Genomic DNA, 12764 nt, shown 5'->3' with positions numbered 1-12764 from the left:
TCCATGCTGTTTTCCGGCAAGGGCAAGCACCGTCGCCCGTCCAAGGCCGTCCGCGCCATCACGCTCGCCGGTGTCACCGGCGCCGCCGTCGCCGCCCCGCTGATGGCGGCCGGCAACGCCTCCGCCGCCACCGCCTCCGAGTGGGACGCGGTCGCCCAGTGCGAGTCGGGCGGCAACTGGTCCATCAACACCGGTAACGGCTTCTACGGCGGGCTGCAGTTCACCAACTCCACCTGGGCCGCGTACGGCGGCACCGCCTACGCCTCGCGCGCCGACCTCGCCACCAAGGCGCAGCAGATAGCCGTCGCCGAGAAGGTGCTCGCGGGCCAGGGCAAGGGCGCCTGGCCGGTCTGCGGCACGGGCCTGTCGAGCGCCGCGTACAACGGCTCGGCCCCGGCGGCGACCACCAAGAGCGCCCCCGCCAAGAGCACCACCACCCGCTCCACCGACCAGCAGGCCGCCACCCGCTCCACCACGCGCACGGCCCCGTCGGCGAGCAAGACCGTCAGCACCCCGACCGGCAAGAAGGTCAAGAAGGGCGACGGCGAGTACAAGGTCGTCAAGGGCGACAGCCTCAGCTCCATCGCCGAGAAGCACGGCGTCAAGGGCGGCTGGCAGAAGCTGTTCGAGCTGAACAAGGACATCGTCGAGGACGCGAACCTCATCTACCCGGGCCAGCAGCTGCACCTGAAGTGACATCTGGCTCCGAGCGGACCCACAGTGCCCTCACATCCCCGGCCCGCACACTGAAGGCCTCGTGAGGGCCACCCCCGTCCCCACGGACTCCCCGCCCCGGCGCGTGTTCCCCCGTACGCGCCGGGGCGGGGTCTTCTGTTTCCGCGTGCTGTTTCCCCACTCTTCAGCCGGGCCTCACCGGCAGGCCCCTTTGTTCCGTGGGTGAACAATGGGTACCGTCTGCGTGTCCCTCCCGTCCACGGGACGGTCGGTCGGTGGCCGACGGCCCGGGGGCGGTTAGGCTCTAGGCGCAAGGCACAGCCGTAAGGCACACAGCCCCGCACTACCAGCGTCACATCCACGAAGGAGATGCTCGTGCCGTCCATCGACGTCGTCGTAGCCCGGGAAATCCTGGACTCCCGAGGCAACCCCACGGTCGAGGTCGAGGTCGGCCTCGACGACGGCAGCACGGGTCGTGCCGCCGTCCCGTCCGGCGCCTCCACCGGCGCCTTCGAGGCCATCGAGCTCCGCGACGGCGACCCCAACCGCTACCAGGGCAAGGGCGTCGAGAAGGCCGTCCTCGCCGTCATCGAGCAGATCGGCCCGGAGCTGGTCGGCTACGACGCCACCGAGCAGCGCCTGATCGACCAGGCCATGTTCGACCTGGACGCCACCGACAACAAGGGCTCCCTCGGCGCCAACGCCATCCTCGGCGTCTCCCTCGCCGTCGCGCACGCCGCCTCCGAGGCGTCCGACCTCCCCCTCTTCCGCTACCTGGGCGGCCCCAACGCGCACCTGCTGCCGGTGCCGATGATGAACATCCTCAACGGCGGCTCGCACGCGGACTCCAACGTGGACATCCAGGAGTTCATGATCGCCCCCGTCGGCGCGGAGTCCTTCTCCGAGGCCCTGCGCTGGGGCACCGAGGTCTACCACACGCTGAAGAAGGTCCTGAAGAGCAAGGGCCTGTCCACCGGCCTCGGCGACGAGGGCGGCTTCGCCCCGAACCTCGGCTCCAACCGCGAGGCCCTCGACCTCATCATCGAGGCCATCAAGGAGGCCGGTTACGCCCCCGGCCAGCAGATCGCCCTGGCGCTCGACGTGGCCGCCTCCGAGTTCTACAAGGACGGCAAGTACCTCTTCGAGGGCAAGGACCGCTCCGCCGCCGAGATGACGGAGTACTACGAGGAGCTCGTCGCGGCCTACCCGCTCGTCTCCATCGAGGACCCGCTGTTCGAGGACGACTGGGCCGGCTGGAAGGTCATCACCGACCGTCTCGGCGACAAGGTCCAGCTGGTCGGCGACGACCTGTTCGTCACCAACCCCGAGCGCCTCGCCCGCGGCATCGAGGAGGGCACCGCCAACGCCCTGCTCGTGAAGGTGAACCAGATCGGCTCGCTCACCGAGACCCTGGACGCCGTGGAGCTGGCCCAGCGCAACGGCTACAAGTGCATGATGTCCCACCGCTCCGGCGAGACCGAGGACGTCACCATCGCCGACCTCGCCGTCGCCACCAACTGCGGCCAGATCAAGACCGGCGCCCCGGCCCGCTCCGAGCGCGTCGCCAAGTACAACCAGCTGCTGCGCATCGAGGAGATCCTCGACGACGCCGCGGTGTACGCCGGCCGCAGCGCGTTCCCGCGCTTCAAGGGCTGAGCCGACCCGGGCTAAGTCTCAGCCAGTCATACGTACGTCCCCGTACCCGGTCCCGTACCGTGTCCGGGGACGTACGCACGTGTGTGACCCGGACACAAGGGGAGCGGAGGACCGATGGCCGTGAGGGACCGGGACCGTTTCTCCACCGCGACCAGGCTGCGGCTGCTCGGCGAGCAGACGGCGGCCCGGGTCTACCGCTCCCAGACCAGGCGCCAGGCCCGCCGCTCCCGGCTCACCGGCCGCGCGGCGCTGCTCGCCCTGGTGCTGTGCTCGCTGATCGTCGCCCTCGCCTACCCGATGCGGCAGTACGTCTCCCAGCGCGCGCAGATCTCCGACCTCCAGCGGCAGCAGGAGCAGGCCCGCAAGCGGGTCGAGCAGCTGCGCGACCTCAAGGCCCGCTGGCAGGACGACTCCTACGCCGAGCAGCAGATCCGGCGCCGGCTGCACTATGTGATGCCCGGGGAGACCGGGTACATCGTCGTCGACCCCGGCGCGGCCAAGCAGTCCCGTACCGACCTCAGGGCCGCCCGCCGGCCCTGGTACGCGAACGTCTGGGACGGCGTCGACAAGTCCGACGCCTCCGACCAGTAATCGATAGAAAGCCGACCTGAAGCAGTCATGGAAACGCCCCCGCCCGCCACGCCGCGCACCGAGCCCACCGACGCGGACGTCGAGGCCTTCAAGCAGCAGCTGGGCCGCCCGCCGCGGGGCCTGCGGGCCATCGCGCACCGCTGCCCGTGCGGTCAGCCGGACGTCGTGGAGACCGCCCCCCGGCTGCCCGACGGCACGCCCTTCCCGACGACGTACTACCTGACGTGCCCGCGTGCCGCCTCGGCGATCGGCACGCTGGAGGCGGACGGCGTCATGAAGGAGATGACGGAGCGGCTGCAGACGGACCCGGAACTGGCCGACGCCTACCGGGCGGCGCACGAGGACTACATCCGGCGCCGGGACGAGATCGAGGTCCTTCAGGGCTTCCCCAGCGCAGGTGGCATGCCGGACCGCGTGAAGTGCCTGCACGTGCTGGTCGCGCACTCGCTGGCCGCCGGGCCGGGGGTCAACCCGCTCGGCGACGAGGCGATCGCGATGCTGCCGGAGTGGTGGCGCAAGGGGCCGTGCGTGCAGCCGCTCCAGGCGCCCGACCCGGCGGACGAGCACCCCGGTGAGGAGGGCGCCGTCCTCGACCCCGCCGAGGTCCGCAGCGGCTTCTTCGCGGACCGGCCGATGGTTCCGGAGGGCTTCTTCAGGGTCGCCGCCGTCGACTGCGGCACGAACTCCATCCGGCTGCTCGTCGCCGACGTCGACCCGGTCACCGGCGAGCTGCTGGAACTGGACCGGCGTATGACGATCGTGCGGCTCGGCCAGGACGTGGACCGCACCGGCCGCCTGGCGCCCGAGGCGCTGGAGCGGACCTTCGCCGCCTGCCGCGAGTACGCCGGGGTGATCCGCGAACTCGGCGCCGCCCGGGTGCGGTTCGTCGCCACCTCCGCCTCCCGCGACGCCGAGAACCGGGACGACTTCGTGCGCGGGGTGCTGGACATCCTGGGCGTCGAGCCGGAGGTGATCAGCGGCGACCAGGAGGCCGGGTTCTCCTTCACCGGCGCCACCGAGGAACTGAAGGGGCGTGAGGACCTCACCAGGCCGTACCTGGTGGTGGACATCGGCGGCGGCTCCACCGAGTTCGTCGTCGGCGACGACCACGTGCGGGCGGCGCGGTCCGTGGACGTCGGCTGCGTACGGATGACGGAACGTCACCTGGTGCGGGGCGGCAAGGTCTCCGACCCGCCCACCGAGGAGCAGGTCGCCGCCATGAGGGCCGACATCGAGGCGGCCCTGGACCTCGCCGAGGAGACGGTCCCGCTGCGCGAGGCGCACACCCTGGTCGGCCTCGCCGGGTCCGTCACCACCGTCTCGGCCATCGCGCAGGAGCTGCCCGAGTACGACTCCGCGCGCATCCACCACTCCCGCGTCTCCCGCGACCGGGTCCGCGAGATCACCGAGTGGCTGCTGCGCTCCACGCACGCCGAGCGCGCCGCGATCCCGTCCATGCACCCGGGCAGGGTCGACGTCATCGGCGCGGGCGCCCTCGTGCTGCTCTCGGTCATGGAGCGGATCGGTGCCGAGGAGGTCGTGGTGAGCGAGCACGACATCCTCGACGGCATCGCCTTCAGCGCGGCCGAGGCGGCGGCGTCGGGCGAGGAAGCCGCCCGCCTGCGATGACGTGGGACGGCCCCGGTTCCTCATGAGCAGGAGCCGGGGCCGTCACCCCGGCCCGGGCGGGCCGGCCGTTTCAGTTGCAGAGCAGGACGAGCAGGCCCTGGCACCCTCCCTCGTCGTCATCGTCGGAACCGTGGTGCCCGCCAGAGCCATGGTGCTGGTCATGGCCGCCCGCGGGGGCGGCCACCTTGGCGGTGAGGTGAGAGGCGGGCGTCGCCGCCACCGCGGACGCGGCCGTCGCCGTCCCCGCCGCGAGAGCGATGCCCAGCACCGCGCTGACCGTGCGTATGCGCGAAATGGCCTTCTTGGAGGCCTTCGGTGAAGTGCTCATGCAGGCACGCTATGGGCCACTCTGCCCGATATCGCGCGGTGCGTGGCCGACCGGGTGAACAGGGGTCCGCCCCAACGGTCCGGCCGGGTGAAGCCCTGTTGCCCGGCTCTCTTTTGTTACTGATGGGTAGCCAACTGCTGAGCAGGTCGGATAACGTTTGAGCGGCCGCCGGACGGCCCGTCGGACGTCGTCGGGGCCTCGTGATGACGCCGCGTCGGAAACCTTCGTGAAGTTCTTCACAAGGATTTCGGCCAGGTCGTGGCACACAAGGCGGTCCGTTGGCCCTTTCAGGGGGCCAAGAGGCCCTTGAACGTGTTCAGATCGAGGGTGTACGGCGCCTTCGGATCGCGTGTCGACGGGGGTGTTCCGGATGGCTCACGCTCCCGCCCGTCGCCGAGAGAGGCAGCTCACGCGGCCTTGACAACGGCTCAAAGGGTGCTGCGGTTCCCCTCGCGGGTCATGATCTGCGTCACGCGGGTCGCGCAGTGTAGCACAGGGCCTGTCGGACCTTGTGAAGGGGCGCACGAGCGACCCTCCAGGTGCGGGTGGATACTCGATGGCATGAGCACCACGGAGCGTCCCAGGATCCTCGTAGTAGGCGGTGGGTACGTAGGCCTGTACGCAGCTCGGCGCATTCTCAAGAAGATGCGCTACGGCGAGGCGACCGTCACGGTCGTCGACCCCCGGTCGTACATGACCTACCAGCCCTTCCTCCCCGAAGCCGCCGCCGGCAACATCTCCCCTCGCCACGTCGTCGTCCCGCTGCGGCGCGTGCTGCCGAAGGCGGAGGTCCTCACCGGTCGGGTCACCACCATCGACCAGGACCGCAAGGTCGCCACGATCGCCCCGCTGGTCGGCGAGGCGTACGAGCTGCCCTTCGACTACCTCGTCATCGCGATGGGCGCGGTCTCCCGCACCTTCCCGATCCCCGGCCTCGCCGAGCAGGGCATCGGCATGAAGGGCATCGAGGAGTCCATCGGCCTGCGCAACCACGTGCTGGAGCAGCTGGACAAGGCCGACTCCACGACCGACGAGGAGATCCGCCGCAAGGCGCTCACCTTCGTCTTCATCGGTGGTGGCTTCGCGGGTGCGGAGACCATCGGCGAGGTCGAGGACATGGCCCGGGACGCGGCCAAGTACTACAAGAACGTGTCCCGTGAGGACATGCGCTTCATCCTCGTCGACGCCGCCGACAAGATCCTCCCCGAGGTCGGCCCCAAGCTCGGCCAGTACGGCAAGGAGCACCTCGAGGGCCGCGGCGTGGAGATCTACCTCTCCACCTCCATGGACTCCTGCGTCGACGGCCACGTCGTGCTGAAGAACGGGCTCGAGGTCGACTCCAACACGATCGTGTGGACCGCCGGCGTCAAGCCGAACCCGGCCCTGGCCCGCTTCGGTCTGCCGCTCGGCCCGCGCGGCCACGTGGACTGCGAGCCCACCCTCCAGGTCAAGGGCACGGACTACATCTGGGCCGCCGGTGACAACGCACAGGTCCCGGACCTCGTCGGCCGCAAGGCGGGCAACGAGAACGCCTGGTGCCCGCCGAACGCCCAGCACGCGCTGCGCCAGGCCCGGGTCCTCGGCGACAACGTGGTCTCCGGCATGCGGGGCTTCCCGCAGAAGGAGTACGAGCACGCCAACAAGGGTGCGGTCGCCGGTCTCGGCCTGCACAAGGGCGTGGCGATGATCGTCATGGGCAAGATGAAGATCAAGCTCAAGGGCCGCCTCGCCTGGTACATGCACCGTGGCTACCACGGCATGGCGATGCCGACCTGGAACCGCAAGATCCGGGTCTTCGCCGACTGGACGCTCGGCATGTTCCTCAAGCGCGAGGTCGTCTCCCTGGGCGCCATGGAGAACCCGCGCGAGGAGTTCTACGAGGCCGCGAAGCCCGCGCCGGTCGCCGCCGCCAAGACCGAGGAGAAGGCCAAGGCCTCCTGACCTCGGTCGGCTGAACACGCCGAAGGGGCCGCCTGCCATCCGTGGTGCGGGCGGCCCCTTCGGCGTGTGCGGACCCCGGCCCCGCCGGGCCGGTGACGCACTCCGGTCAGGTGGCCACGGCGGGTTCCCCGGCCTGCCGGGGGCCGTGGTCGCGGGTCTTGATGCTGTCGAGCACCTGCCGGTAGTCGCGGTCCACGGCGTCCCGCCGGTCGCCGGTGCCGATCGTCATGATCATGAGCGCCTGCCTGCCGTGGTCGACCATGCGGATGTGCCCCACCTTGCCGTCGGCGCCGACGAGTCCCGCCTCCAGATAGTGGTCGCCGTCCTCGGTGCCGTCATGGACGCCGGTGCTGTGCAGCCTGGCCTCGGCATCGGAGCTGTTGTAGCCGTCCACCGCGGCCTTGAGACCTGTCTTCAGGTCCCACGGCTTGTCCGGGGCCTTGCCGGGCCCGTCGAAGACCGAGAAGCCCAGGGCTCCGTATCCGGTCGGCACCACATAGTCACGGCTGTTGACCCCGTGATCGCTGTACTTCTGCACCGCCGGTCTTCCGGGGAGCCGGACGGTGATCCCGCTCGGGGCGTCGGTGATCTTCTGCCACTGCGTGGCGGCGAACGCGCTGCCCTGCGACAGCACACCTCCGGTGATCACCGTGGTCGAGGCAGCGAGCAGGGCGAGGCGGTGCAACGTGGAAAGACGAACCATGGCCATGCACATCCGTTGGGGAGAAGGGGAAGCCGGGTACGTCATCCATTACGGCCCGGGCCCCGAGGCGCGTCATGCCCCTGCAAGTCGTGACTTGACCGACGGGCGGTGCCTCCCGCACACTCCCCGCCCCATCTGCATGGCATATGCAGCCGTTTTGCCGACTTGTAACTCCTTTGCGGGACTGCGCCGAACGGCCAACGGTGTTTACGTGGTTACCGGCATCCGGGATCTCGTCTTGGAGGTGTGCGCCATGGTCGACGCCGCGCCGCGGCTGAGGAGTCTTGCCGAGCAACTGCTGGGAACCCCGCTCCCGCTAAGGATCCGTGCCTGGGACGGGTCGCAGGCCGGGCCGCCGGGTGCGCCGGCGCTCGTCGTGCGCAACCGCCGGGCCCTGCGCCGCATGCTGTTCAAACCGGGCGAGCTGGGCCTCGTCCGCGGCTGGGTCGCCGGCGACCTGGACATCGAGGGCGACCTGTACGCCGCGCTCGAGGCCCTGGCAGGGCTGGTGTGGGAGCGCGGCGAGGAGGCCCCCGGCCTCCTGCAGGCCCTGCGCGACCCCGCCGTCCGGTCCGCCGTCCGCGAGCTGCTGAAGCTGGCCGGGCCGCCTCTCCCGCCCGCCCCGCCGCGCGAGGAGGTCCGCAGGCCGCGCCGGCATCTGCACACCCGGCGCACCGACAGGCAGGCCATCAGCCACCACTACGACGTCGGCAACGACTTCTACGAGATCGTCCTCGGCCCCTCCATGGTGTACTCCTGCGCCTACTGGGAGGAGGGCGGAACCCTGGAGACCGCCCAGCGCGACAAGCTCGAACTCGTCTGCGCCAAGCTCGGCCTGGCACCGGGTCAGCGGCTGCTGGACGTCGGCTGCGGCTGGGGCTCGATGGCCGTCCACGCGGCCCGCGAGCACGGCGTGAGCGTCGTCGGGGTCACCCTGTCGCAGGAGCAGGCGGCGTACGCCCGTAAGCGCGTCGCCGACGAGGGGCTGACCGACCGGGTGGAGATCAGGGTCCAGGACTACCGGGACGTGACGGACGCCCCCTTCGACGCCATCTCCTCCATCGGCATGGCGGAGCACGTCGGCGCCGAACGCTACCTGGAGTACGCCCGCCGGCTGCACGGCCTGCTCAAGCCCGGCGGGCGGCTGCTCAACCACCAGATCGCCCGCCGCCCGCAGCGCGACGAAACGGCGTACTCCGTGGACGAGTTCATCGACGCCTACGTCTTCCCGGACGGCGAACTCGCCCCCATCGGCACCACCGTCACCCTGCTGGAGCGGGCCGGGTTCGAGGTGCGGGACGTGGAGTCCCTCCGCGAGCACTACGCCCGCACCCTGCGCCGGTGGGTCGCCAACCTGGAGGGGGAGTGGGGCCGCGCGGTCCGCCTCACCAGCCCCGGCCGGGCCCGCGTCTGGCGGCTGTACATGGCCGCCTCCGCGCTCGCCTTCGAACGCAACCGGATCGGCGTCAACCAGGTCCTGGCCGTCCGCACCCCGGAGCCGGGCGCGTCCGGCCTGCCGCTGCGCACCCGCACCTGGAACACCTGACAGCCGGTACGACACGAGGGGCCCCGCGGCTGCGAGGCCCCTCCGGTCGTCGTACGGCTACTCGGACTTGATCGCCGCCAGCATGTTCAGCCGGGCCGCGCGCCGGGCCGGCCACAGCGCGGCCAGGACGCCGACCATGCCCGCCAGCAGCAGGAAGACCGCCATCCGGCCCCAGGGCAGGACCAGTTGGTACGTCGGCATCTTCGTGCCCAGCAGCTCACCGGCCGCCCAGCCGAAGAACACACCCAGTCCGATGCCGAGCACCCCGCCGAACAGGGAGATCACCAGGGACTCCAGGCGGACCATCCGCTTGACCGCCTTGCGGTCCAGGCCGATCGCGCGGAGCATGCCGATCTCCTGGGCGCGCTCGAAGACGGACATGGCCAGGGTGTTGATGACCCCGAGGACCGCGACGATCACCGCCATGCCGAGCAGGCCGTAGAGCATGTTCAGCATCGTCGTGAAGATCTGCGCGATGCTGTTGGAGATGTCCTGCTTGTCCTGGATCTTGATCGCCGGGTTGGTGCCGAGGACCTTCGTCAGCCGGGTCTTCGTGGCGTCGGAGGCGCCGTCCGCCGTCTTGACCATGACCTGCATGTCGGCCGGGTGCTTCAGGTGCGGGGTGAGGACCTTGTTGTCGAGCATGATGCCGTTGATCATGTCGTTGCCCTCGTAGACACCGGCGACGGTCAGCTGCCGTGCCGTGCCGTCCTCGAAGTGCGCCGTGACGTGCGAACCGGGCGTCCAGCCGTGCTCCTTGGCCCGGTCCTTGTCCACGACGATCTGCGAGCCGCCCACCGTGAACGTGCCCTCGTCCACCTTCAGATCGGTCAGCTTCCCGATGGCCGAGCCGTTGACACCGGTCAGGAACTCGGTCCTGCCGTCGATGCGGGACTCGGCGTTGCGCAGCGGGCTGCTGGCGGTGACGCCGTCGGCGGCGGCGAGCCTGGTCGCCACGTCCGGGGAGAGCGGGGAGCGGTTGGCCATCGAGACGACGTAGTCCGCGCGGATCGCCGAGGAGGCCATCTTGTCGATCGCGGTCTGCAGGCTGCCCGCCATCACCGTCATGCCGGTGATCAGGGTCAGGCCGATCATCAGCGCCGAGGCGGTGGCCGCCGTACGGCGCGGGTTGCGGACCGAGTTCTGGCGGGCCAGCTTGCCCGAGACACCGAAGGCGCGCAGCACCGGGGCGGCGGCCGCGATCAGCGGGCGGGACAGCAGCGGGGTCAGGATGAACACGCCGATGATGAGCAGGACCGCGCCGATGCCCATCGGGCCCTGGGCGGAGTCGGTGTCCATCGACGTGGCTGCGAGGACCACCGCGACGCCGGCCGCCGCGAACAGCGCGCCGAGCGTGTTGCGCAGCACCAGCGACTTGGTGGTGGCCTTGGCGTGCACGCTGCTCATCGCCGCCACCGGCGGGATCTTCGCGGCCCGGCGGCCGGGCAGCCAGGCGGCCAGCATGGTGATGAGGATGCCGACCGCGAGGGCGGACACCACGGTGCCGGGGCTGATCACCAGCGGCCCGTCGGGCACGCTCGCGCCGAAGGAGCCCAGCAGCGAGCGCAGGCCCGCGCCGATGCCGATGCCGGCGGCGAGCCCCGCCACACCGGCGACCGCGCCGACCGCGAACGCCTCGATCAGCACCGAGCGGGTCACCTGGCGGCGGGAGGCGCCGACCGCGCGCAACAGGGCCAGTTCGCGGGTGCGCTGGGCGACCAGCATGGTGAAGGTGTTGGCGATGATGAACGTGCCGACGAACAGCGCGATGCCGGCGAACACCAGCAGGGCCTGCTTCAGGCCGCTCATCGAGTCGGCGATCTGCTTGGCCTGGCCGTCGGCGAGCGTCTTGCCGGTGGTGTTCTCGACCAGGTGGGACGGCAGGGCCTTGTCCAGCTCGGCCTTCAGCGCGGTCTGGCTGGTGCCGGCCGCGGCCTTGACGTCGATCTCGTCGTACGTGCCCTTCTTGCCGAACAGCTTCTGCGCGGTCGGCGTGTCGAACAGGGCGAGGCTGCCGCCGGCGGAGACGTTGCCGTCGTCGGTGGTGAAGATGCCGGCGAGGGTCGGGGTGAGGACCGGGCCGTTCACCGACAGGCGCACGGTGTCGCCGACCTGGTAGCCGGCGCGCTTGGCGGTCCTGGAGTCGAGCAGCACCTCGCCCGCGCCGTGCGGGGCGTGGCCGCCGACCAGCGGGTACCGGGCGTCCTTGGTGCCCCAGTAGTTGCCGCCGTTGGACTGCCAGTCGCCGCCGGCCAGCTTGCCGTCCTTGTCGGCGACGGCGGTGAAGCCGCTGACGACACCGGTCGCGGAGGCGGCGCCGGGGACCTTCGCGGCCTTGTCCAGCGTGGCCTGGGTCAGGTCGGACAGTCTGCCGACCTGATCGCCCTTGGAGTCCTGGTACTTGGGCTGTACGGCGACGTCGACCTGGTCGAAGCCCTTGGCGGAGCTCTTCTGGTAGGCGTCGGAGATGGTGTTGGTGAAGACGAGCGTCCCGGTGACGAAGGCCACGCCGAGCATCACGGCGAGCACGGTCATCAGCAGCCGGGCCTTGTGCGCGAGGACGTTGCGCAGGGCGGTGCGGAACATCAGCTGGTACGGCCCTTCGCGTCGAACTGCTTCATGAGGTCGAGGACGGAGTCGGCCGTGGGGCCGTACATCTCGTCGACGATCCGGCCGTCCGCGAGGAAGACCACGCGGTCGGCGTAGGCGGCGGCGACCGGGTCGTGGGTCACCATGACGACGGTCTGGCCCAGCTCGCGCACGGAGTTGCGCAGGAAGCCGAGGACCTCGGCGCCGGAGCGTGAGTCGAGGTTTCCGGTCGGCTCGTCACCGAAGATGATCTCGGGCCTGGAGGCGAGGGCGCGGGCGACGGCCACGCGTTGCTGCTGGCCGCCGGAGAGCTGGGAGGGCCGGTGGCCGAGCCGCCCGGACAGGCCGACCATCGCGATCACCTGGTCCAGCCAGGCCTTGTCCGGCTTGCGGCCCGCGATGTCCATCGGAAGGGTGATGTTCTCCAGGGCGGTCAGCGTCGGCAGCAGGTTGAAGGCCTGGAAGATGAAGCCGATCTTGTCCCGGCGGAGCTTGGTGAGCTGCTTGTCCTTCAGGGAGCCCAGCTCGGTGTCACCGATGCGCACGGATCCGGAGGAGAAGGTGTCGAGGCCGGCCACGCAGTGCATCAGGGTGGACTTGCCGGAGCCGGACGGGCCCATGATCGCGGTGAACTCGGCCTGCCGGAAGTCGACGGAGACCTGGTCCAGGGCGACCACCCGGGTCTCACCCTGCCCGTAGATCTTCGACAGCTCCGTGGCGCGTGCGGCCACGGCGGTGGTCCGGTCGGCGGTGGGTGTGGTGGTCACGGGACGGTGCTCCTGTCGGGACGACGTGTGTTCCATGGGGACCGTTCCATCGTCCCGGCGCCGAGCGCGCGTGTAGTCAGTCGCTGTTCCGGTTCCGGGGGCCGCCTGGGGTCGGACGGGAGAGCGCCGTGTCATACCTGGGGAGGACGGCGGACCCTGAGAGCGTCGCCGACCCGGATCGCCCTCGAACCGCTGTCCAGCCGGTGTCGAGAACGGGTGGAACACCCTCGTTCGGACGGTGAAATTCCGTCATTCCACGTACGGCCGCAGCCCCGTCACGTCACGCTGTTGGCAAGTGCGGATGGCCCGTTCCATGGGCTGATGCACCCTCAGACGTCA

General features: G+C 70.5%; 10 protein-coding genes and 1 pseudogene. 7 read left to right on the top strand and 4 right to left on the bottom strand.

Going from position 1 to position 12764, the window contains the following annotated elements; translation table 11 throughout:
- Window positions 1-3: 3 nt before the first annotated feature.
- The 5 genes and pseudogenes from ACWDEN_RS22625 to ACWDEN_RS22605 all read left to right on the top strand — a co-directional run bounded on the left by ACWDEN_RS22625 (window position 4) and on the right by ACWDEN_RS22605 (window position 4551).
- Window positions 4-696 carry a transglycosylase family protein gene (locus tag ACWDEN_RS22625; protein WP_351602925.1) on the top strand — a complete coding sequence of 231 codons (693 nt, stop codon included), beginning with the start codon at window positions 4-6 and terminating at the stop codon, window positions 694-696.
- A gap of 348 nt (window positions 697-1044) precedes the next feature.
- The gene (gene eno / locus ACWDEN_RS22620; protein WP_351602927.1) at window positions 1045-2331 is read left to right on the top strand and encodes a phosphopyruvate hydratase; all 1287 of its coding nucleotides are present in this window, start codon (window positions 1045-1047) and stop codon (window positions 2329-2331) included.
- Between the two features lie 114 nt (window positions 2332-2445).
- Complete coding sequence (locus ACWDEN_RS22615; RefSeq protein WP_351602929.1) at window positions 2446-2922, top strand: FtsB family cell division protein; 477 nt, start codon at window positions 2446-2448, stop codon at window positions 2920-2922.
- Between the two features lie 27 nt (window positions 2923-2949).
- Window positions 2950-3351: pseudogene (locus ACWDEN_RS22610) on the top strand (DUF501 domain-containing protein); the annotation flags it as partial.
- Between the two features lie 204 nt (window positions 3352-3555).
- Entirely contained in the window at window positions 3556-4551 is a 996-nt protein-coding gene (locus ACWDEN_RS22605; RefSeq protein ID WP_351603090.1) for a Ppx/GppA phosphatase family protein, read from the top strand.
- A gap of 70 nt (window positions 4552-4621) precedes the next feature.
- Here ACWDEN_RS22605 and ACWDEN_RS22600 read toward each other — a convergent pair whose 3' ends face one another.
- Entirely contained in the window at window positions 4622-4879 is a 258-nt protein-coding gene (locus tag ACWDEN_RS22600; protein ID WP_450859967.1) for a hypothetical protein, read from the bottom strand.
- Between the two features lie 561 nt (window positions 4880-5440).
- On the opposite strand from ACWDEN_RS22600, the gene ACWDEN_RS22595 reads away from it, so the two are divergent.
- Window positions 5441-6820, top strand: a complete 1380-nt coding sequence (locus ACWDEN_RS22595; RefSeq protein WP_351602933.1) for an NAD(P)/FAD-dependent oxidoreductase — start codon at window positions 5441-5443, stop codon at window positions 6818-6820.
- 106 nt (window positions 6821-6926) lie between these two features.
- Here the strand turns inward: ACWDEN_RS22595 and ACWDEN_RS22590 are convergent, their stop codons facing one another.
- The gene (locus tag ACWDEN_RS22590) at window positions 6927-7523 is read right to left on the bottom strand and encodes a hypothetical protein (protein ID WP_351602935.1); all 597 of its coding nucleotides are present in this window, start codon (window positions 7521-7523) and stop codon (window positions 6927-6929) included.
- A 253-nt stretch (window positions 7524-7776) separates the two neighbouring features.
- Here ACWDEN_RS22590 and ACWDEN_RS22585 point away from each other — a divergent pair, with 253 nt between their 5' ends.
- A complete protein-coding gene (locus ACWDEN_RS22585; protein ID WP_450859999.1) occupies window positions 7777-9069 on the top strand; it encodes a class I SAM-dependent methyltransferase in 1293 nt (430 codons plus the stop codon).
- Window positions 9070-9126: 57 nt separating this feature from the next.
- On the opposite strand, the gene ACWDEN_RS22580 is transcribed toward ACWDEN_RS22585, so the two are convergent.
- Together ACWDEN_RS22580 and ACWDEN_RS22575 are read right to left on the bottom strand one after the other, a co-directional pair.
- Window positions 9127-11655: an ABC transporter permease gene (locus ACWDEN_RS22580; protein WP_351602937.1), complete on the bottom strand. Its 2529-nt coding sequence runs from the start codon at window positions 11653-11655 to the stop codon at window positions 9127-9129.
- Window positions 11655-12425, bottom strand: coding sequence for an ABC transporter ATP-binding protein (locus tag ACWDEN_RS22575; RefSeq protein ID WP_351602939.1), 771 nt, complete (start codon window positions 12423-12425; stop codon window positions 11655-11657). The genes ACWDEN_RS22580 and ACWDEN_RS22575 overlap by 1 nt, the downstream gene beginning before the upstream one ends.
- Window positions 12426-12764 lie beyond the last annotated feature (339 nt).

It is taken from the genome of Streptomyces sp. NPDC001153, assembly GCF_053598315.1.
This window is presented reverse-complemented; position numbering and strand designations above follow the sequence as displayed.